The sequence below is a fragment of the Pseudomonas sp. MMS21 TM103 genome (assembly GCF_022132145.1).
GTDB lineage: Bacteria > Pseudomonadota > Gammaproteobacteria > Pseudomonadales > Pseudomonadaceae > Aquipseudomonas.
Window position 1 is genome coordinate 77,152 of record NZ_JAJISP010000008.1, and the last position, 18,776, is coordinate 95,927.

The 18,776-nt window shown below is 60.5% G+C and carries 19 protein-coding genes; 14 read left to right on the top strand and 5 right to left on the bottom strand.

Annotated features, from left to right (window positions below; all coding sequences use genetic code 11):
* The first annotated feature begins 2 nt into the window (after nucleotides 1–2).
* The 3 genes from LJY18_RS20320 (at nucleotide 3) to sthA (ending at nucleotide 2,771) form a co-directional block, all read left to right on the top strand.
* Nucleotides 3–1,028 (top strand): FAD:protein FMN transferase, encoded by a 1,026-nt coding sequence (locus tag LJY18_RS20320; protein ID WP_238043904.1) that lies wholly within the window; start codon nucleotides 3–5, stop codon nucleotides 1,026–1,028.
* Nucleotides 1,025–1,255, top strand: coding sequence for a (Na+)-NQR maturation NqrM (gene nqrM, locus LJY18_RS20325; protein WP_238043905.1), 231 nt, complete (start codon nucleotides 1,025–1,027; stop codon nucleotides 1,253–1,255). The genes LJY18_RS20320 and nqrM overlap by 4 nt, the downstream gene beginning before the upstream one ends.
* 121 nt (nucleotides 1,256–1,376) lie before the next feature.
* Nucleotides 1,377–2,771 carry a Si-specific NAD(P)(+) transhydrogenase gene (gene sthA, locus LJY18_RS20330; protein ID WP_238043907.1) on the top strand — a complete coding sequence of 465 codons (1,395 nt, stop codon included), beginning with the start codon at nucleotides 1,377–1,379 and terminating at the stop codon, nucleotides 2,769–2,771.
* 210 nt (nucleotides 2,772–2,981) lie between these two features.
* Here the strand turns inward: sthA and LJY18_RS20335 are convergent, their stop codons facing one another.
* Genes LJY18_RS20335 through LJY18_RS20345 form a run of 3 tightly spaced genes read right to left on the bottom strand, consistent with a single transcriptional unit; the run spans nucleotide 2,982 to nucleotide 4,601 of the window.
* Nucleotides 2,982–3,707, bottom strand: coding sequence for a glycerophosphodiester phosphodiesterase (locus tag LJY18_RS20335; protein WP_238043908.1), 726 nt, complete (start codon nucleotides 3,705–3,707; stop codon nucleotides 2,982–2,984).
* A complete protein-coding gene (locus LJY18_RS20340) occupies nucleotides 3,704–4,009 on the bottom strand; it encodes a phosphodiesterase (protein WP_238043910.1) in 306 nt (101 codons plus the stop codon). Before LJY18_RS20340 ends, LJY18_RS20335 begins: the two co-directional genes overlap by 4 nt.
* Nucleotides 4,010–4,022: 13 nt before the next feature.
* Complete coding sequence (locus LJY18_RS20345) at nucleotides 4,023–4,601, bottom strand: PilZ domain-containing protein (protein WP_238043912.1); 579 nt, start codon at nucleotides 4,599–4,601, stop codon at nucleotides 4,023–4,025.
* 95 nt (nucleotides 4,602–4,696) lie between these two features.
* On the opposite strand from LJY18_RS20345, the gene LJY18_RS20350 reads away from it, so the two are divergent.
* The 3 genes from LJY18_RS20350 to LJY18_RS20360 are packed head-to-tail and all read left to right on the top strand — an operon-like array spanning nucleotide 4,697 to nucleotide 7,882.
* Complete coding sequence (locus LJY18_RS20350; protein WP_238043915.1) at nucleotides 4,697–5,947, top strand: lipoprotein-releasing ABC transporter permease subunit; 1,251 nt, start codon at nucleotides 4,697–4,699, stop codon at nucleotides 5,945–5,947.
* 7 nt (nucleotides 5,948–5,954) lie between these two features.
* Complete coding sequence (lolD, locus tag LJY18_RS20355; RefSeq protein WP_238044176.1) at nucleotides 5,955–6,638, top strand: lipoprotein-releasing ABC transporter ATP-binding protein LolD; 684 nt, start codon at nucleotides 5,955–5,957, stop codon at nucleotides 6,636–6,638.
* Nucleotides 6,638–7,882, top strand: coding sequence for a lipoprotein-releasing ABC transporter permease subunit (locus LJY18_RS20360; protein ID WP_238043917.1), 1,245 nt, complete (start codon nucleotides 6,638–6,640; stop codon nucleotides 7,880–7,882). The genes lolD and LJY18_RS20360 overlap by 1 nt, the downstream gene beginning before the upstream one ends.
* 51 nt (nucleotides 7,883–7,933) lie before the next feature.
* Here the strand turns inward: LJY18_RS20360 and LJY18_RS20365 are convergent, their stop codons facing one another.
* Nucleotides 7,934–8,467: a DUF2062 domain-containing protein gene (locus LJY18_RS20365; RefSeq protein ID WP_238043920.1), complete on the bottom strand. Its 534-nt coding sequence runs from the start codon at nucleotides 8,465–8,467 to the stop codon at nucleotides 7,934–7,936.
* Nucleotides 8,468–8,618: 151 nt separating this feature from the next.
* Here LJY18_RS20365 and LJY18_RS20370 point away from each other — a divergent pair, with 151 nt between their 5' ends.
* From LJY18_RS20370 to murB, 8 genes are all read left to right on the top strand, one after another.
* On the top strand, nucleotides 8,619–10,832 hold the full coding sequence (locus LJY18_RS20370; RefSeq protein ID WP_238044179.1) for a DNA internalization-related competence protein ComEC/Rec2: 2,214 nt from the start codon (nucleotides 8,619–8,621) through the stop codon (nucleotides 10,830–10,832).
* Nucleotides 10,833–10,904: 72 nt separating this feature from the next.
* Nucleotides 10,905–11,537 carry a MotA/TolQ/ExbB proton channel family protein gene (locus LJY18_RS20375; protein ID WP_238043922.1) on the top strand — a complete coding sequence of 211 codons (633 nt, stop codon included), beginning with the start codon at nucleotides 10,905–10,907 and terminating at the stop codon, nucleotides 11,535–11,537.
* On the top strand, nucleotides 11,534–11,962 hold the full coding sequence (locus LJY18_RS20380) for an ExbD/TolR family protein (protein ID WP_238043923.1): 429 nt from the start codon (nucleotides 11,534–11,536) through the stop codon (nucleotides 11,960–11,962). Before LJY18_RS20375 ends, LJY18_RS20380 begins: the two co-directional genes overlap by 4 nt.
* 13 nt (nucleotides 11,963–11,975) lie before the next feature.
* Complete coding sequence (lpxK, locus tag LJY18_RS20385) at nucleotides 11,976–12,980, top strand: tetraacyldisaccharide 4'-kinase (protein WP_238043925.1); 1,005 nt, start codon at nucleotides 11,976–11,978, stop codon at nucleotides 12,978–12,980.
* 62 nt (nucleotides 12,981–13,042) lie between these two features.
* Nucleotides 13,043–13,228, top strand: a complete 186-nt coding sequence (locus LJY18_RS20390; protein ID WP_238043928.1) for a Trm112 family protein — start codon at nucleotides 13,043–13,045, stop codon at nucleotides 13,226–13,228.
* On the top strand, nucleotides 13,229–13,993 hold the full coding sequence (gene kdsB, locus LJY18_RS20395; protein ID WP_238043930.1) for a 3-deoxy-manno-octulosonate cytidylyltransferase: 765 nt from the start codon (nucleotides 13,229–13,231) through the stop codon (nucleotides 13,991–13,993).
* Nucleotides 13,993–14,457 (top strand): low molecular weight protein-tyrosine-phosphatase, encoded by a 465-nt coding sequence (locus tag LJY18_RS20400; protein WP_238043932.1) that lies wholly within the window; start codon nucleotides 13,993–13,995, stop codon nucleotides 14,455–14,457. The genes kdsB and LJY18_RS20400 overlap by 1 nt, the downstream gene beginning before the upstream one ends.
* Nucleotides 14,454–15,473: a UDP-N-acetylmuramate dehydrogenase gene (gene murB, locus LJY18_RS20405; protein WP_238043934.1), complete on the top strand. Its 1,020-nt coding sequence runs from the start codon at nucleotides 14,454–14,456 to the stop codon at nucleotides 15,471–15,473. Before LJY18_RS20400 ends, murB begins: the two co-directional genes overlap by 4 nt.
* 192 nt (nucleotides 15,474–15,665) lie before the next feature.
* Here the strand turns inward: murB and rne are convergent, their stop codons facing one another.
* The gene (gene rne / locus LJY18_RS20410) at nucleotides 15,666–18,758 is read right to left on the bottom strand and encodes a ribonuclease E (protein WP_238043936.1); all 3,093 of its coding nucleotides are present in this window, start codon (nucleotides 18,756–18,758) and stop codon (nucleotides 15,666–15,668) included.
* Between the last annotated feature and the right edge of the window lie 18 nt (nucleotides 18,759–18,776).

Here is an 18,776-nt window from a genome sequence, read left to right on the forward strand (position 1 = left end):
GCATGAAATTAGTGGTATTCCAGCCCGTTATCGCTGTCGCTTTTGCGGCAGCCCTAACGGGCTGTTTGCATTCTGAGACGGTCGAAGAGTTCGGCGGCCCGACCATGGGCAGCACCTATTCGGTCAAATATGTCACCGGCGAGGGTGTTGCCGATGGGCTGATCCTCAAGGCCGAGACCGAGGCGATTCTTGCCGAGGTCGACCAGCAGATGTCCACCTACCGAGACGACTCGGTTATCTCGGCGTTCAACCGGGCGCCGGCGGGTAGCTGTATGGCGGCTCCCGCAGGAATGCTCGAGGTTGTGCGCATGGGCCTTCAGTTGGCCGAGGAAAGTGGTGGTGCTTTCGATCCGACCATCGAGCCGTTGCTCAACCTGTGGGGCTTCGGTCCGCAGGCGCGGGTCGAACGGGTGCCGACCGCCGATGAGCTGGCTGAGGCGCGTCGACACAGTGGTTATCGGAATTTGCGCATAGACGGGCAGCGACTGTGCAAGGATGTCGATCTGCAGCTGGATCTCAACAGCATGGCTGCCGGTTATACGGTCGATAAGATCAGCGTTCGCCTAGCTGAATTGGGCGTCGCTAACTATCTGGTGGAGGTCACCGGGGAGCTCAAGGCCGTCGGCAAGAAGCCGGATGGGCAGCCCTGGCGCATCGCTATCGAGGCGCCACTCGATGATCAGCGAGTCGCACAGAGAGTTCTGCAACTCGATGGTTACGGTATTTCCACCTCGGGTGATTACCGTAATTATTTTGAGGAAAATGGCGTGCGTTACTCGCATACGCTTGATCCGCACACCGGCGCGCCCATCACCCACAAGCTGGCAGCGGTGACGGTCGCTGATTCATCGGCCTTGCGCGCCGATGGCTTGTCGACATCGTTGATGGTGCTGGGGCCCGAGCAAGGCTTGGCCTACGCTGAACAGGCCGGCATCGCGGCGTTTTTCGTGACCCGCGAGGGCACGGGCTTCGTCACACGGGGTACCACGGCTTTCGAGCAGCAGTTCGCTGCAGGAGAAGAACAATGATTTGGTTGATCGTATTTTTCACCATGCTGTTGGTGGTGTCGCTGATGGCAGTGGGTGTGATCATGGGGCGTAAACCGATAGCCGGTTCCTGTGGCGGTATTGCCAATCTGGGCATCGAGAAAGAGTGCTCGATTTGCGGCGGTAGTCGCGAGAAGTGCGAAGAGATCAACAGTTCGCCGACCGAGACCAATACTCGCGAGCTCGCCTACGACGCGACCAAGCGCTAATCGCCATTCGCCGGCCTGCATGTCAGGCTGTTATCACGTATCGATTGCCAGGCTGCTGATGCAGTGCTGGCCCTGCCGAGAGTGCGGCACAAGCGCTCCGGTTTGATCTGAAGGAGTAAACATGGCGGTCTACAACTACGATGTAGTGGTGCTGGGTTCTGGCCCTGCGGGTGAGGGCGCGGCAATGAATGCTGCCAAGGCAGGGCGCAAGGTGGCAGTGGTTGATAGCCGCCGTGAGGTCGGCGGCAACTGCACCCACCTGGGCACCATCCCGTCCAAGGCCTTGCGCCATTCGGTGCGCCAGATCATGCAATTCAATACCAACCCGATGTTTCGTCAGATCGGCGAACCGCGCTGGTTTTCCTTCCCCGATGTGCTGAAAAGTGCCGAGCGGGTTATCAGCAAGCAGGTGGCCTCGCGCACCGGATACTACGCGCGCAATCGCATTGACCTGTTCTTCGGCACGGGTAGCTTTGCCGACGAACAGACCATCGACGTGGTCTGCGCCAATGGCGTGGTGGAAAAGCTGGTGGCCAAGCAGATCATCATTGCAACGGGCTCGCGGCCCTATCGTCCGGCGGATGTCGATTTTGACCATCCGCGGGTTTACGAGAGCGATACCATTTTGACCCTCAGTCATACGCCTCGGCGTCTGATTATCTATGGGGCCGGGGTCATTGGTTGCGAATATGCGTCGATCTTCAGCGGTCTCGGTGTACTGGTCGATCTGATCGATAACCGTGATCAGTTGCTCAGTTTTCTCGATGCGGAAATCTCCGATGCGCTGAGCTATCACCTGCGCAATACCAACGTGCTGATCCGCCACAACGAAGAGTACGAGAGCATCGAGGGTGTCGACAACGGGGTGATCCTGAATCTCAAGTCGGGCAAGAAGATCAAGGCCGATGCCTTGCTCTGGTGCAACGGCCGTACCGGCAACACCGATCAACTGGGCTTGGAAAACATCGGCATCAAGGTCAACAGCCGCGGGCAGATAGAAGTCGACCATAATTACCGTACCGAGGTGTCGAATATCTTCGCGGCTGGTGATGTGATTGGTTGGCCGAGTCTGGCCAGTGCAGCCTACGATCAGGGGCGTTCCGCGGCTGGCAATATCGTCGAGAATGACAGCTGGCGTTTCGTCGATGATGTGCCGACCGGAATCTACACCATCCCGGAGATCAGCTCGATCGGCAAGAACGAGCGCGAGCTGACCCAGGCCAAGATCCCCTATGAAGTGGGTAAGGCATTCTTCAAGAGTATGGCGCGGGCACAGATTTCCAACGAGCCGGTCGGTATGTTGAAGATCCTGTTCCATCGCGAAACGCTCGAAGTGCTGGGCGTGCACTGCTTCGGCTATCAGGCTTCGGAGATCGTGCACATCGGCCAGGCGATCATGAATCAGAAGGGTGAGGCGAATAGCCTCAGGTACTTCGTTAACACTACCTTCAACTACCCGACCATGGCTGAAGCCTATCGGGTAGCGGCGTTCGACGGTCTCAACCGGCTTTTTTGAACGACTCCGATCGGTGGCCTGAGCCGGTCGGGGAAGATCCGTTCAGTGATTCCTCGGCATGGCGCTGGCCTAACCGGGAGAGTTTCTGACCAGGCAGCAATAAAAAACCGGCCCACTGTGGCCGGTTTTTTATTGCCTGCTCTTTAGCGCGGGTAACCCATCCAACGGCGCCAGGGGGCGCTGCATCTCGAGTTTCGCATTAGGCCCAATCTACGAGCTTGGCTGCAGCGTCTGCGCCGCAAGGCCGGGAAAGTCGGTAATCAGGCTGTCCACGCCGAAATCAGCCAGCCGGCGCATCAGTGCCGGTTCGTTGACCGTCCAGACCGAGACATGCAAGCCGGCTTTCTGCGCTTTGAGCAGGCGTTCCGGGGTGCACAGGGTCCAGTTCAACGCCAGTAGGCTGCAGCCATAGTGCTGGGCCACCTTAAGCGGGTCGAGCCAGGCATATTCCGCCACCAGGCCGCGGGCAAGCTGCGGTGTCAGGCGCTTGAGGGCGCTGAGCACCTCCCTTGAACTTGAGGTGACCGTGACTTTATCGGTCAGCTGATAACGCGCAGTCAGCTCGGCAATCGCTTCGACCATCTTCGCGGCGCGGGCTTTCGAGGCGCTTTTGACTTCCAGTTGCCAGTGCTCGAAATCGCATTTCTCGAACAGCTCGGCCAAGCGAGGAATAGGGCATGGGGTCTTCCAGCCAGGTCCGCCTTTACGGGCGTCATAGCTGGCCAGTTCGGCGGCGTCGTGCTCGACCACCTTGCCGCGATGGCCGGTGGTGCGCTTTAGGGTCGGGTCGTGAATTACCATCAACTCGCCGTCGCGCGACTGGTGCAGGTCCAGCTCGCAGCGTCGCACACCATGCTCCAGGCATTGCTGGAAGCTAATCAAGGTGTTTTCCGGAGCTTCGCCTTTGGCGCCGCGGTGGCCATAGATCAGGGTCACGGTTGCTCCTTGGTCGGGTAGCTGATGCGTGGCTGATGGTGGCGCACGCTGTTGATGACGTGGTCGTATTCGAAGTACACGCTGAACTCGCGGTAATCCCAGCGGCTAATCGGCGGGCTGCCGACTGCAGGGCGTTCTTCATCGGCCAGGCCGAAGCGCTCCAGTACCGAGCGCTGCGACTCTCCGCGCTGCGGCAGTTGAACGATGGCGGCACCTTGCTGGCCGAGGGGAATCTGCAGGCTGTCGGCGTTAGCGGCGAACGACAGGCACAATACTATTAGGGCAAGGAAAAGGCGTGGCATAGGGTTCTCGTCACTAGGGCTGGGGCTGTTCACGGGCCTGGCGGCGCTCCAAGGCTTGGCGCTGGAGGATATGCCGGGCCAGTAACTGGCGCTGCGCGTCGGTCAAGGCTTCGAACTCGGTGCCGATCTCGAACTGTTGTTCGGAGAGCATCTGGCAGTGAATCACCTTGGCCCTCAATAGCAGGCCCAGAGCCTGCGGCATCAGCACTATCTTGATCGCCAGATGGCTACCGATAGCGAGGTTTTGGCTGCTGCTGAAACTCACGCCGCCCTCGGACAGGCAGACCTGCCTCGGTGTGCCGATGTCGCGCAGCAGGCTCTGGGCGACAGCTTGGCCGAGCAGGTCGATGCGCTTGTTGATTACCTTGAGGTAGTTGGCCAAGGTGCGGTCGCGCTCACTGATATGGCGCAATAAGTGCTGCGACTCGAAGTCCAGCAGGTGCAGTTCACTGAGCAGGTTGAACAGTGGTGAGCTGTCATGAAGCTCGTCGCTGGCCAGGGCTTCGGCACTGGACAGCGGGGTGAATTCCAGTGCGATCGTATCGTCGATACGATAGTATTCGCGGCGGTCATCTTCATCTTGAATCGACATGGCGAACCCATGGCAGCAGTAGTGGTCTGAGTGTAAGGCCGCTTGCCAAGCCCCGCCACAAGGACGTTCCTCTTTCCCGCGAATCAGCCCCCGACATGTTCAGACCTCTGTTCGTATATATAGGTACGCGTTATACGCGCGCCAAGCGTCGTAATCACTTCGTGTCTTTTATTTCCCTGACTTCAATGATCGGGCTGGCACTCGGCGTGCTGGTGATGATTGTAGTGCTGTCGGTGATGAATGGCTTCGATCATGAGATGCGCACGCGTGTGCTCGGCATGGTGCCGCATGCCACTATCGAGTCTGCTTCGCCCATCGATGATTGGCGCAGTCTTGCCGACAAGGCCATGGAAAACCCGCAGGTGGTCGCCGTCGCGCCATTCAGCCAGATGCAAGGCTTGCTCACGCATGAGGGCAAGGTGCAGAAGGTGTTGATCAACGCCATCGATCCGCCTGAGGAAGTGAAGGTTTCGATCATTGGTGATTTCTTTCAGCAAGGCCGCCTGCAAGACCTCGAGCCCGGCGCCTTTGGCATCGTCATTGGCGACAAGGCCGCCGCCAAGCTGGGCGTCACTCTGGGCGACAAGATCACTTTCGTCGCGCCCGAAGTCACAGTAACGCCAGCGGGTATGTTTCCGCGGCTAAAGCGTTTTACCGTGGTTGGCATCTTTCATGTGGGTGCCGGCGAGATCGATGGTTACGTGGCGATGACCCATGTGCAGGATCTGGCGCGCTTGCAGCGCCGCCAAGCCGACCAGGTGCAGGGCATTCGCTTGAAGGTCGGTGATCTGTTTCAGGCGCCGCGCACGGCTTGGGAGTTGGCGCAAACCCTGGGTGAGCGTGAATATTACGCCCGCGACTGGACCCGCACCCACGGCAACCTGTATCAGGCGATCCGTATGGAGAAGGCCATGATCGGTCTGCTGTTGCTGCTGATCGTCGCGGTTGCCGCGTTCAACATCATCTCGACGCTGGTCATGGTGGTGACGGACAAGAAGGGCGACATCGCCATCCTGCGTACCCTTGGAGCTACGCCTGGGCAAATCATGGCCATTTTCATGGTCCAGGGCACGGTGATCGGCGTGGTCGGTACTGTCATTGGTGCGCTGCTGGGGATCTTTGCTGCGCTCAATATCAGCGCCGCTATCGCCGCGCTGGAGCGTGCTCTGGGCATGCGCTTTCTCAATGCTGACGTCTATTTCATCGACTACCTGCCATCGCAACTGATGCTCGCGGATGTACTGCTGGTCTGCGCCGCTGCGCTGGTTCTAAGTTTTCTCGCCACCCTATATCCGGCCTGGCGCGCGGCGCGCACCCAGCCAGCGGAGGCTTTGCGTTATGAGTGATCAGGTTATGCAGGATCGTGCGGTGTTGAGTTGTCGCAACCTTGGTAAAAGCTATGAGGAAGGCCCTCAGTCGGTGGTGGTGCTGGAAGGCCTGCAGCTGGAGCTGCACCCCGGCGAGCGGGTAGCCATCGTTGGCAGTTCGGGATCGGGTAAGAGCACTTTATTGAACATGCTCGGCGGCCTGGATACACCCAGTACCGGCAGTGTCTGGCTGGCAGGTGAGGAGCTGTCGGCGCTGAGTGAAAAAGAGCGGGGTCTGCTGCGCAACCGCTCGCTGGGTTTCGTCTATCAGTTCCATCACCTGCTGGCGGAGTTCACTGCGCTGGAGAACGTCTGCATGCCCCTGCTGATCGGGCGTACGCCGATAGCCGAGGCGCGTCAACGGGCAACCGCGCTGCTCGAACGGGTCGGGCTCGGCCATCGCCTGGCACACAAGCCGGCGGAGCTGTCCGGCGGCGAGCGCCAGCGCGTGGCGATCGCCCGTGCCTTGGTCAATCGGCCGGGGCTGGTACTGCTCGATGAACCGACCGGCAACCTCGATCATCACACCGCCCAGGGTATTCAGGATCTGATGAGGGAATTAAGCAGCGCGTCGCGCACCGCTTTCCTGGTGGTGACCCACGACCTGGAACTGGCTCAGCAGATGGATCGCATCCTGCGCCTGGAAGACGGCAAGTTGGTGGCCGTCTGATGTTTCGCCCTCTGAGTCTCTACATCGGTACCCGCTATACCCGGGCCAAGCGGCGTAACCATTTCATTTCCTTTATTTCGCTGACTTCGATGATTGGACTCGCCCTGGGGGTGTTAGCCATGATCGTGGTGCTGTCGGTGATGAACGGGTTTCAGAAGGAAATGAGTTCGCGCATCCTCGGCATGGTGCCCCATGCGGTTATCTCAGGGCTCGAGCCGCTGGATGATTGGTCGACGGTGGCCGCGGCTGCCAAACGCAATCCGCAAGTGTTGGCCGCCGTGCCCTTTGCCGAGTTGGACGGTATGTTGTCCTACCGCGGGTCGATGCAGCCGATTCAGTTGCAGGGCATCGATCCCGAGTTGGAGCCGCAGGTGTCGATCATTGCCGAGCACATGACCCAGGGTCGCCTGAGCGATCTGCAGGCCGGTGAGTTCGGTGTGGTCATCGGCGAAATTACCGCCCGGCGCTTTCAACTGAAGATCGGCGACCGCTTGGCGCTGATCGTGCCTGAGGCCAGTTCGGTGCCTGGTGGTATCACGCCGCGTATGCAGGCAGTCAATGTGGTCGGGGTGTTCAAGGTCGGTGCCGAGCTGGATAGCTCGCTGGCCTTGTTGCATGTCGCCGATGCTGGGCAGATTCAACGCTTGCAGCCTGGTCAGGTAGCCAGCGTGCGCTTGAAGTTGCAGGACCTCTACCAGGCGCCGCAGGTCGCTGCCGCGATCGTCAGCGAACTGGGTGACGGCTATCGGGCCAGCGACTGGACGCTGACCCAGGGCAGCCTGTTCAGTGCGATGAAAATGGAAAAGACCATGATCGGCTTGCTGTTGCTGCTGATCGTCGCGGTGGCTGCGTTCAATATCATTGCCACCCTGATCATGGTAGTCGCCGACAAGGGCGGGGATATCGCCATCTTGCGCACCCTGGGTGCGACCCCCGGGCAGATCATGGGCATCTTCATGGTGCAGGGCACGGTGATAGGCATGGTAGGCACGCTGATTGGCGCCGTGCTGGGCATATTGTCGGCGCTGAATGTCAGCCAGTTGGTCGGTTGGATCGAGCGTCTCAGTGGTCAGCAGGTACTCAGCTCGGATGTCTACTTTATCAGTAACCTGCCGTCTGAATTGCTGCTCACCGATGTCCTGCTGATCTGTGGCGCGGCCTTTGCCTTGAGTTTTCTCGCCACCCTCTATCCGTCCTGGCGTGCAGCCGGTATCCAGCCGGCTGACGCCTTGCGCTACGAATGAGCTAGTCTCTGTTAATGCAAAAAGCCGTTACTCAGTAACGGCTTTTTGCATTCAGTTCTCCTGCTTACTGTCGCGGCGTTTTTCCTGGCGCTTGCGCCAGCTGCGCCTTACCCACCAGTGCCAATAGGTGTTGGTGGCCAGGTAGCCCAACGCAGCAAAGATCAAGCCGAGCACGAAAGAGCCAAGGAGCAGAGGCTGCCAGTGGGTCTGTAGCATATGGCCGACCCAGCTCAAGGTTATTTCGTCGGGCATGCGCAGAGTGGGGGTGTTGGTCATCCATGCGCCGAATTTATAGCTGCAATAGAACACCGGAGGCATGGTTATCGGGTTGGTCAGCCAGACCAGTCCAACGGAGATGGGCAGATTGGCGCGTGCAGGAATGGCGACCAGTGCGGCAGCGACCATTTGCAGGGGCATGGGGATCATGGCCCAGAACAGGCCGACGGCCACGGCGCGCGCCACCGAGTGGCGGTTGAGGTGCCAGAGGTTGGGGTCGTGAATAAGGTCGCCGAGAAAGCGCAGAGATTTGTTGGCCTTGATGCGGTCTGGATGAGGCATGTAGCGCTTGAATAAACGACGCGGCATCGTGGCTCTCTGGCAGGCTAACAGCGCCAATATTATGCACAGATTTGTGGTGACCTGCTTTCACACTTTGTCACAGCAAATAATTCAGGGTCGCATGTGGGGTAGATCAACAGAATCGCAGCTCATGGAGTGAGTGGTTATGCGCGTAGGGATGACTGCGCTGGTGGCGGGGTTGCTGCTAGTAAAATTGTTACCGGTTTTGCCGCCGGTCTGGGTGTTATGGCTGTTGCCGATTCTGGGGCTGATGTTGCTGCCTTTTCGCAGCTATCCGCTAGCATTTTTCCTGTTTGGCTTCAGTTGGGCGTGCATCTCGGCGCAGTCGGCCTTGGACGACAAGCTGGCACCGGAACTCGATGGCCGCACCCTGTGGCTGCAGGGGAGGGTGGTCGGCCTGCCCGATGTGCGCGATGGCGTCGTCAGGTTTCAATTGCAGCAGGCCAGGTCGCGGCGTGCCGAATTGCCTCAACGACTGCGCTTGGCCTGGTATGGCGGCCCAGAACTGCGGGGCGGCGATACCTGGCGTCTGGCTGTGCGCCTCAAGCGGCCACGTGGTCTGGTTAATCCGCAGTCTTTCGATTACGAGGCCTGGCTGCTGGCGCAACGCATTGGTGCAACTGGCACGGTCAAGAGCGGCCAGCTGGTGAGCGCTGCCAGTGGGCTTGTCAGTTGGCGCGATGGGTTGCGCCAGCGCTTGCTCGCAGTCGATGCCCATGGTCGCGAGGGCGCGCTGGCGGCCCTTGTGCTGGGTGATGGCTCTGGCTTGTCGGTGGCCGATTGGCGGGTGCTGCAAGACACCGGTACGGTGCACTTGCTGGTGATTTCCGGTCAGCATGTCGGGCTGCTTGCCGGGCTGTTGTATGGCTTGATTGCCGGGCTGGCACGTTTGGGCTGGTGGCCACGCCAGTGGCCGTGGTTGCCATGTGCCTGTGCACTGGCCTTCGCCGGTGCGCTCGGCTACGGCATGCTGGCCGGCTTCGAGGTGCCGGTTCGGCGTGCTTGCGTGATGATCGGCCTGGTGCTGCTATGGCGTTGGCGCTTTCGTCATCTAGGGATTTTCTTGCCGCTGTTGATGGCGTTGGTCGTGGTCTTACTGCTGGAGCCCCTGGCCAGCCTGCAAGCGGGCTTCTGGCTCTCGTTCGGCGCGGTGCTCTTGCTGATCCTGATTTTCAGTGGTCGGCTGGGCGAATGGCCATGGTGGCAGACGCTGGGGCGGGCGCAGTGGGCGATGGCCGTAGGTCTGCTGCCGCTGTTACTGGCCTTGGGATTGCCGGTCAGTGCCAGTGGTCCGCTGGCCAATCTGATAGCCGTGCCCTGGGTCGGCCTGGCTGTGGTGCCGTTGGCACTGTTGGGTACCTTGCTGTTGCCGCTGCCCTGGCTGGGCGAGGCGCTGCTATGGCTCGCTGGTGGTTTGCTCAAGTTGCTGTTCCTGGTGTTGGCGCAGATTGCCAGTTGGTTACCTGTCTGGTTGCCCGAGACATTGCCACTCTGGGCTTGGCTGCTGGTGGCGCTGGGCGCTTTGCTGTTGCTACTGCCGGCCGGTGTGCCATTGCGCAGCCTGGGCTGGGTTTTGTTGCTACCCCTGTTCTATATCGAGACAGAGCGACCGGTCCATGGCCAGGCCGAGGTATGGATGCTCGATGTTGGTCAAGGCCTGGCCGTCTTGCTGCGCACCCGCGAACATGCGCTGTTGTATGACGCCGGTCCGCGTTTCGGCGACTTCGATATGGGCGAGCGCGTGGTGCTACCGTCACTGCGCGGCCTGGGGGTGGCTCAACTGGATATGTTGCTGATCAGCCATGCCGATAACGATCATTCCGGTGGTGCCCTGGCGATTCAGCGCGGCATGGCGGTCAAGCGGGTCGTGAGTGGCGAGGCTGCAGCGCTGGCCGGGATGACTGAGGTCGAAGCCTGTGAGGCGGGGCGCAGCTGGCAGTGGGATGGGGTGCGCTTCACTACCTGGCGTTGGGCCGGGGCAACCAATGGCAATCAGGCTTCCTGCGTGTTGCTGGTTGAAGCGGCTGGCGAACGGCTGCTATTGACCGGCGATATCGACACTAGTGCCGAGCGTGCGTTGCTCGACAGCGGTATGGATGTCCGCGCGGACTGGTTGTTGGCGCCGCATCATGGCAGTCGCAGCTCATCCTCGCATCAGTTGTTGGCGGCTGTGGCACCGCGTGCAGCACTGATTTCTCGCGGCCAGCACAACCCATTCGGTCATCCGCATGCCAGTGTGGTTGCGCGTTACCAGGCGCAGTCCGCGCAACTCTATGACGCGGTCGAGTACGGGGCTCTTCAGATTCGGTTGGGCGCCTTTACCCAGGGGCGAGGGTTGCGCGAGCGTGCGCGATTTTGGCGAGAAAAATGAGAACCGCAGCGGTCGGCGACATGCCGCCCCTATGCTAGAGTGGCGCCACTTTTCCAAAGGGGATATGCCACCGTGTGGGAACTGGTTAAAGCTGGCGGCTGGATGATGCTGCCCATAATGCTGTGCTCCATTGCTGCTGCCGGCATTATTGCCGAGCGTCTGTGGACGCTGCGGCCGAGCCGCATCACCCCGCCACACCTGCTTGGTCAGGTCTGGCGGTGGATCAAGGATAAGAAGCTGAATAACCAGAAGCTCAAGGAGCTGCGTGCCAACTCGCCCTTGGGGCAGATTCTGGCTGCCGGCCTGGCCAATTCCAAGCATGGTCGCGAGATCATGAAGGAGTGCATCGAAGAGGCTGCCGCGCGGGTTATCCACGATCTGGAGCGCTATCTCAATGCCTTGGGCACCATCGCCGGTATCGCGCCGCTGCTCGGCTTGCTCGGTACCGTGCTGGGTATGATCGAGATATTCAGCTCCTTCATGGGCTCCGGGATGGCCAATGCGGCGCTGCTTGCGGCCGGTATTTCCACGGCATTGATCACCACGGCAGCCGGTTTGATGGTGGCCATTCCGGCCTTGTTCTTTCACCGTTATCTGCAGCGCCGAATCGATGAGCTGGTGGTCGGCATGGAGCAGGAAGCGATCAAGCTGGTGGAAGTCGTGCAAGGTGATCGTGATGTCGATTTTGCTGAGGGCAAGGCGTGAAATTCCGGCGCAAACCGCGGGAGAACGTCGAGATCAACCTGGCTTCGCTGATCGACGTGGTATTCATCCTGCTGCTGTTCTTCGTGGTCACTACCACCTTTACCCGTGAGACCCAACTCAAGGTCGATCTGCCTGAGGCTGTCAGTGGCACGCCCCTGGAGCAGACCGAACTCAAGCAGTTGGAGGTTCTGATCGCAGTCGACGGTAGTTATTCGCTGAATGGCAAGCAACTGCTGAAGAGTAACCTGGATGGATTGATGGCGGCCCTGCAAAAGGAATCGGAGGGCGATACCAGCCTGCCGCTGACTATCAGTGCCGATGGCAAGACCCCTCATCAGGCGGTGATCACGGCCATGGATGCTGCAGGTAAGTTGGGCTTCGCCCATCTGCGCATTACCACGGTCGAGGTGCAGGCCGCGCCTTGAGGGCTGTTCTCCAATGAGTCTGTCCGACCGCCTGCTGGCTGCCTGGTACGCCGGACATCCGGCGCTGACCCTGTTGCGCCCACTCGAGCACCTCTACCGTGCCGTAGTGGTGCGCCGGCGGGCCCGTTTTCTCGCAGGTACGGGCGTGATCTACCGCGCCGCAGTGCCAGTCGTGGTGGTGGGAAATATCACCGTCGGCGGCACTGGCAAGACCCCGTTGATTCTCTGGTTGATCGACCATTGCCGCCAGCGTGGCCTCAAGGTCGGCGTGGTCAGCCGTGGCTACGGCGCCAAGCCACCGCAATTGCCCTGGCGTGTGCAGGCTGATCAATGCCCCCGCGTTGCCGGTGACGAGCCGTTGCTGATTGTGCAGCGCAGTGGTGTGCCCCTGATGATTGATCCCGACCGGGGGCGTGCGGTTGCGGCCTTGCTGGCAGCGGAGCCGCTGGATCTGATTCTCAGTGACGATGGTTTGCAGCACTACCGCCTGGCTCGTGATCTGGAGTTGGTGCTGATCGATGCGGCGCGCGGTCTGGGCAATGGTCGTTGCCTGCCTGCTGGGCCGTTACGCGAGCCGGTCGAGCGTCTGCTGAGCGTCGATGCGCTGCTTTACAACGGTGCCAGTGGCGATCCGCAGGGTGGATACGCCTTCGGCTTGCGCCCGCGCGCGCTGGTCAATCTGCGCAGTGGCGAGCAGTACCCGCTGACGCATTTCTCACCCCAACAGCCGTTGCATGCTGTCGCCGGTATCGGTAACCCTCAGCGTTTCTTCAAAACGCTCGAAACGCTACACTGGCGGCCTATTCCGCATGCTTTCGCCGACCATGCGCAGTACAGCGCAGAGCTGCTGAAATTCAGTCCGGCGTTACCTGTGGTCATGACGGAAAAAGATGCGGTCAAATGCCGGACTTTTGCCGCCGATGACTGGTGGTATCTGGTGGTGGATGCCGAGCCCTCGGCGGCCTTCATTGCCTGGTTCGATGCGCAATTGACTGCTTTGCTGCCTCTCGCTCGCTAAGCCCGCTGGCTATTGCGAGTGCCGTCCCATTCATTGCAGCCCCTCTACGGCAAGGATCTCCCATGGACCCGAAATTACTCGATATATTGGCATGCCCACTGTGCAAGGGGCCGTTGAAGCTCGCCACCGACAAGTCAGAATTGATCTGCAAGGCCGATGCTCTGGCTTTTCCGGTACGTGACGGTATTCCGGTGATGCTGGAAAGCGAGGCTCGTACTCTCAATGTCGACGAGCGTCTGGATAAATAAATGAACCGTGTTTTTACCGTTGTGATTCCGGCGCGTTATGCCTCTAGTCGCCTGCCCGGAAAACCGCTGCAGGACATTGCCGGCAAGCCGATGATCCAGCATGTCTGGGAGCAGGCGTGCAAAAGCAGTGCCCAGCAAGTGGTGGTGGCGACCGACGATGCGCGTATCGTTGAGGCATGCCGCAGCTTTGGCGCTCAAGTATTGTTGACCCGTCTCGACCATAACTCCGGCACCGATCGCCTAGCCGAAGTAGCCGCAGCACTGGGCCTGGCGGCTGATGCCATCGTGGTCAACGTGCAGGGTGACGAACCGCTTATTCCGCCAGCGATTATCGATCAAGTGGCGGCCAACCTGGCGGCCAATCCGCAAGCGGCAATCGCCACCTTGGCCGAACCGATCGATGAGGTGGAGGCGCTGTTCAATCCCAACGTAGTCAAGGTCGTGAGCGATTGCAATGGCCTGGCGCTGACGTTCAGTCGTGCACCATTACCTTGGGCGCGCAACGCTTTTGCCGTCAGTCGCGAGCAGTTGCCGGCCGACGTACCCTACCGTCGGCATATCGGTATCTATGCTTATCGCGCGCAGTTCCTCCACGATTTTGTCGCCTGGGGTCCTTGTTGGCTGGAAGACACCGAGTGTCTGGAGCAGCTGCGTGCACTCTGGCATGGCGTGCGCATTCATGTCGCCGATGCCCTGCAGGCTCCGCCGGCTGGAGTCGACACCCAGGACGATCTAGAGCGCGTGCGCCGATTGCTGGGGGCTTGATGCGGATCTTGTTTGTCTGCCTGGGCAATATCTGCCGCTCGCCAACCGCCGAAGCGGTGCTGCGTCACAAGTTGCGTGAGCTGGGGCTGGAGGCGGCCGTCGAGGTCGATTCCGCCGGTACCGGCGATTGGCATGTCGGCAAACCGCCAGACAGTCGCACGCGGCAAGCGGCGCAGTTGCGCGGTTATGACCTTTCCGCCCTGCGCGGGCGTCAGGTATCGGTTAGTGACTTCAGTCGTTTCGATCTGATTCTGGCCATGGATAACAGCAACCTCGAGCACCTGCAGCGCTTGCTTCCAGCTGGTAGCACAGCCGAGCTGGATCTGTTCCTGCGTCGCTATGATCTGGCGCTGGATGAGGTGCCGGACCCCTATTATGGTGGCGACGAAGGTTTCGAACTGGTCCTGGACCTGCTCGAGCAGGCCTGCGATGGCTTGCTCCGCGAATTGCGGGTGCAGCCATGAGCCTTTGCGTGCAGCCGCGGATTTCGCTCAAGGCCTATAACAGCTTTGCCGTGGATGTTGCGGCACGCGAGTTTGCCGAGGCGTGTGACGACGATCAGGTGCGCGAGGCGTTGGCCTGTGCAGAGCGGCAGCAGTTGCCCGTACTGCTGCTTGGTGGTGGCAGCAATATGCTGTTTACCGCCGATGTCGAGGCGCTGGTGCTGCGCATGGTCAGTCGCGGCATTCGTGTGGTGCAGGATGGCGGCGAGCGGGTGCTGGTCGAAGCGGAGGCCGGTGAGCCTTGGCACCCCTTTGTGCAGTGGACTCTGCAGCAAGGTCTGGTGGGGCTAGAGAATCTCAGCTTGATTCCAGGGACGGTCGGCGCCGCGCCGATGCAAAATATCGGCGCCTATGGTGTCGAGTTGAAAGATGTGTTCGCCGGTTTGACCGCCCTGGATCGCCGCAGTGGTGAGGTGCGCGAGTTTTTTCTGGATGATTGTGCTTTTGCCTACCGCGACAGTCTGTTCAAGCGTGAGGCGGGGCGCTGGGTGATCCTGCGCGTACGCTTTGCCCTCAGTCGCACGGCCGGGCTGCACCTGGATTACGGCCCGCTGCGCCAGCGTCTGGCAGAGCAGGGCATAGCGGTGCCGACGGCGGTCGATGTCAGTCAGGCCATCTGTGCTATCCGCAGCGAGAAATTACCGGATCCGGCAATCCTGGGTAATGCCGGCAGCTTTTTCAAGAATCCTTTGGTTTCGGTTGAGCTGGCGCAGCGCCTGAGCGTCGAACATGCTGACCTGGTGGCTTATCCGCAGGCCGATGGTCGGGTCAAGCTGGCCGCAGGCTGGTTGATCGAGCGCGCTGGCTGGAAAGGCTTTCGTGAGGGCGATGCCGGGGTGCATCGGCTGCAAGCCCTGGTGCTGGTCAATTATGGTCAGGCCACCGGCAAGCAGTTGTTGGCGCTGGCGCGGCGCATCCAGGCTGATGTATTCAAGCGCTTTGCGGTTGATCTGGAAATCGAGCCTAACGTGCTTTAAGCCGTAGCCGGCGAAGATGCTCAAGCATCGGTAGGGCCTGCCCGGGTGGGCTTCAGCCGGCCAAGACTGCTTGTCTGGCGACTGTGGCCTAACCCCGGCCCATCCGAAAGAATCGTGTTGCACCGTTAGCGTGTACCGAAGCAAGAAAAAGGGGATGCCGAAGCATCCCCTTTTTTATTGCACTGAATAGTCTCAGGCGTGCGGCTTGTCCGCGTGCTCATCCTGGTTCTTTTCAGTTTCGCTTTCGCTTGCGGCATCAGCATCACGTGCGCTGGCTGGCGTGCGCTCCGGCTCGCTGGTCTCCGTCACTGCTGCTTCGTTAGCTGCTTCAGTAGCTTCGTCACGGTCTGTGGCTGCAGGTTCAGCTGGGCTGGTTTCTGCTGCTACTTCGGCTGGCTGGGCGGCTGCAGCTTCGGCAGCTTCACGAGCCAGGCGCTCGGCTTCGCGTTGACGACGACGCACTTCGCGCGGGTCGTTCGGTGCGCGACCGGTGGCGCTTGGCGCAATGCTGACAGTTTCTGTGATCTCTTCGCTCACTGTGATTACTGGCTCAACTGCCTCAGTCGGCTCACTGGCAACGATCTCGACCGCCACTTCAGCCACTTCTTCACTTGGTTTGGGAGTGGCTGCTTCAGCGGGGACTTCAGGAGTTGCTTCAACGACTGGTGGTGCGCTTGGCGCCACGACTGCCGCTTCTTCACTCGTATCGGTCTTTGCTTCGGTCAATTGCTCGACTGCTGGCAGTTCTGGCTCTGCAGCGGGTTGAGCCGGAGCTTCCTCAGTGGGTTGTTCGCTGGCGGCAGGCTCTGAGCTGACCAGCTCTGCGCTAAGCTCGGCGGCAACGGTTGCGGCAACGGCCAGTGGGGCCGTGGCTTCAGCGTTGATTTCCGCGCTTTCTTCAGTGCCCTCGATCACGTTACCGCTGGCATCGCTTTGACGCTCGCGGCGATTGCTGCGACGACGCTGGCCACGCGAACGGCGGCGCGGACGCTCACCCTCTGCGCTTTCTGCGCTTTCTGCGCCTTCTGGCTCTTCGTCTAGCTGGGCGTCCTCGTTGCTCAGTACTTCATCATCGACGGCTGCGGCGATTTCAGGGCGGGGTTGACGCTCTTCGCGCGGGGCGCGCGGTTGACGCGGCTCACGCTGAGGGCGCTCGGCTGGCACTTCTGCACTGCTGGTGTCGCTGCTGCTGTCAGTGTTTTGTACTGCATCGAGCGGCTCGCGCAGTTCGCGTGCTGGGCGATCTTCGCGTGGCTTGCGTTCGCGACGCTTTTCCTGGCCTTCGCGTGGTGGGCGCGACTGGCGAACTTCCTGCGGCTCGCGAACTTCAACAGCTTCACGTGCTGGACGTTCTACACGCGGTTGCGCCTCTTCGCGTGCCACACGCGGTTGACGCTCTTCGCGAGGTGCCCGCTCTTCGCGCGGAGCGCGCTCTTCACGTGGCTTGCGCTCTTCGTCACGGCGTCCACCACGGCTGCGGTTTTGCTGGCGACCGTTGCGGCGCTCATCGCCACGCTGTGGGCGTTCGCTGGTTTTCTTTTCGATCACCGCGGGTTTGGCTTCTTCTTCCTTACCGGCGAACAGGCTGACCAGCGACTTTACCAAGCCCTTGAACAGGCTCGGCTGGCTGGCGACTGCAGGAGTGCTGACTTCGGCCGCTGGGGTCGGCGTCGACGTCGGGGTCGGTGCGGTGCGCTGTGGGGCGGCCTTGATCGCTGCTTCCTGGCGAACCAGGGTGCGGGTGGCGGCAACCGGTTGTACTTCCTCCACTTCGGTGGCAGCCATTTCATAGCTGGACTGGGTGGATTGTGCTTCCGGGCTGTCGTCACGGATGCGCTGCACTTCGAAGTTAGGCGTTTCCAGGTGATCGTTCGGCAGGATGACAATGCGTGCACGGCTGCGCAGTTCGATCTTAGTGATCGAGTTGCGCTTCTCGTTGAGCAGGAAGGCGGCAACCGGAATCGGTACCTGGGCACGAACCTCGGCGGTACGGTCCTTCAGGGCTTCTTCTTCGATCAGGCGCAGAATCGCCAGTGACAGTGATTCGACGTCACGGATGATGCCTTGGCCATTGCAGCGCGGGCAGACGATGCCGCTGCTCTCGCCGAGCGATGGACGCAGGCGTTGACGGGACATTTCCAGCAGGCCGAAGCGCGAGATGCGCCCGACCTGGACGCGGGCGCGGTCGGCTTCCAGGCTTTCGCGGACCTTTTCTTCCACGGCGCGCTGGTTCTTGGCCGGAGTCATGTCGATGAAGTCGATCACGATCAGGCCGCCGATGTCGCGTAGACGCAGCTGGCGGGCGATCTCTTCGGCCGCTTCGAGGTTGGTCTGCAGCGCAGTTTCTTCGATGTCGCTGCCTTTGGTCGCGCGCGCCGAGTTGATGTCGATGGACACCAGGGCTTCCGTCGGGTCGATAACGATGGCGCCGCCGGACGGTAGCTTCACTTCGCGCTGGAAGGCCGTTTCGATCTGGCTTTCGATCTGGAAACGGTTGAATAGCGGCACGCTGTCTTCGTACAGTTTGATCTTGCTGGCGTACTGCGGCATCACCTGGTTGATGAAGCTGAGGGCTTCCTGCTGGGCTTCGACGCTGTCGACCAGTACTTCGCCGATGTCCTGGCGCAGGTAATCGCGGATCGCGCGAATGATCACGTTGCTTTCCTGGTAGATCAGGAAGGGGGCGGCGCGATCAAGTGAAGCTTCCTTGATGGCGTTCCACAGTTGCAGCAGGTAGTCGAGGTCCCACTGCATTTCTTCGCTGGAACGACCCAGGCCGGCGGTGCGTACGATCAGGCCCATGTCGCTCGGGGCGACCAGACCATTGAGCGCTTCGCGCAGTTCGTTGCGTTCTTCGCCTTCGATGCGGCGCGAAATACCACCAGCGCGCGGGTTGTTCGGCATCAATACCAGGTAGCGACCGGCCAGGCTGATGAAGGTGGTCAGGGCTGCGCCCTTGTTGCCGCGCTCCTCTTTCTCGACCTGAACGATAACTTCCTGGCCTTCCTTGAGCACGTCTTTAATGTTGACGCGACCCTCGGTGGGCTTGCTGAAGTATTCGCGGGAGATTTCTTTGAGGGGGAGAAAGCCGTGGCGATCCGAACCGAAGTCGACAAACGCGGCCTCGAGGCTGGGTTCGACGCGAGTAATGCGGCCTTTATAGATGTTGGCCTTCTTCTGCTCGCGGGCGCCCGATTCTATGTCCAGGTCATACAGGCGCTGGCCATCGACCAGAGCAACACGCAACTCTTCGGGTTGAGTTGCGTTAATCAGCATTCTTTTCATGTTGTACCGTCGGTTTCC

Excerpts from the sequence above, each read along its gene's own strand:
- LJY18_RS20320 (WP_238043904.1), top strand. The coding sequence starts at position 3 with ATGAAATTAGTGGTATTCCAGCCCGTTATCGCTGTCGCTTTTGCGGCA.
- nqrM (WP_238043905.1), top strand. The coding sequence starts at position 1,025 with ATGATTTGGTTGATCGTATTTTTCACCATGCTGTTGGTGGTGTCGCTG.
- sthA (WP_238043907.1), top strand. The coding sequence starts at position 1,377 with ATGGCGGTCTACAACTACGATGTAGTGGTGCTGGGTTCTGGCCCTGCG.
- LJY18_RS20340 (WP_238043910.1), bottom strand. The coding sequence starts at position 4,009 with ATGCCACGCCTTTTCCTTGCCCTAATAGTATTGTGCCTGTCGTTCGCC.
- LJY18_RS20345 (WP_238043912.1), bottom strand. The coding sequence starts at position 4,601 with ATGTCGATTCAAGATGAAGATGACCGCCGCGAATACTATCGTATCGAC.
- LJY18_RS20350 (WP_238043915.1), top strand. The coding sequence starts at position 4,697 with ATGTTCAGACCTCTGTTCGTATATATAGGTACGCGTTATACGCGCGCC.
- lolD (WP_238044176.1), top strand. The coding sequence starts at position 5,955 with ATGCAGGATCGTGCGGTGTTGAGTTGTCGCAACCTTGGTAAAAGCTAT.
- LJY18_RS20360 (WP_238043917.1), top strand. The coding sequence starts at position 6,638 with ATGTTTCGCCCTCTGAGTCTCTACATCGGTACCCGCTATACCCGGGCC.
- LJY18_RS20365 (WP_238043920.1), bottom strand. The coding sequence starts at position 8,467 with ATGCCGCGTCGTTTATTCAAGCGCTACATGCCTCATCCAGACCGCATC.
- LJY18_RS20370 (WP_238044179.1), top strand. The coding sequence starts at position 8,619 with ATGACTGCGCTGGTGGCGGGGTTGCTGCTAGTAAAATTGTTACCGGTT.
- lpxK (WP_238043925.1), top strand. The coding sequence starts at position 11,976 with ATGAGTCTGTCCGACCGCCTGCTGGCTGCCTGGTACGCCGGACATCCG.
- LJY18_RS20390 (WP_238043928.1), top strand. The coding sequence starts at position 13,043 with ATGGACCCGAAATTACTCGATATATTGGCATGCCCACTGTGCAAGGGG.
- kdsB (WP_238043930.1), top strand. The coding sequence starts at position 13,229 with ATGAACCGTGTTTTTACCGTTGTGATTCCGGCGCGTTATGCCTCTAGT.
- LJY18_RS20400 (WP_238043932.1), top strand. The coding sequence starts at position 13,993 with ATGCGGATCTTGTTTGTCTGCCTGGGCAATATCTGCCGCTCGCCAACC.
- murB (WP_238043934.1), top strand. The coding sequence starts at position 14,454 with ATGAGCCTTTGCGTGCAGCCGCGGATTTCGCTCAAGGCCTATAACAGC.
- rne (WP_238043936.1), bottom strand. The coding sequence starts at position 18,758 with ATGAAAAGAATGCTGATTAACGCAACTCAACCCGAAGAGTTGCGTGTT.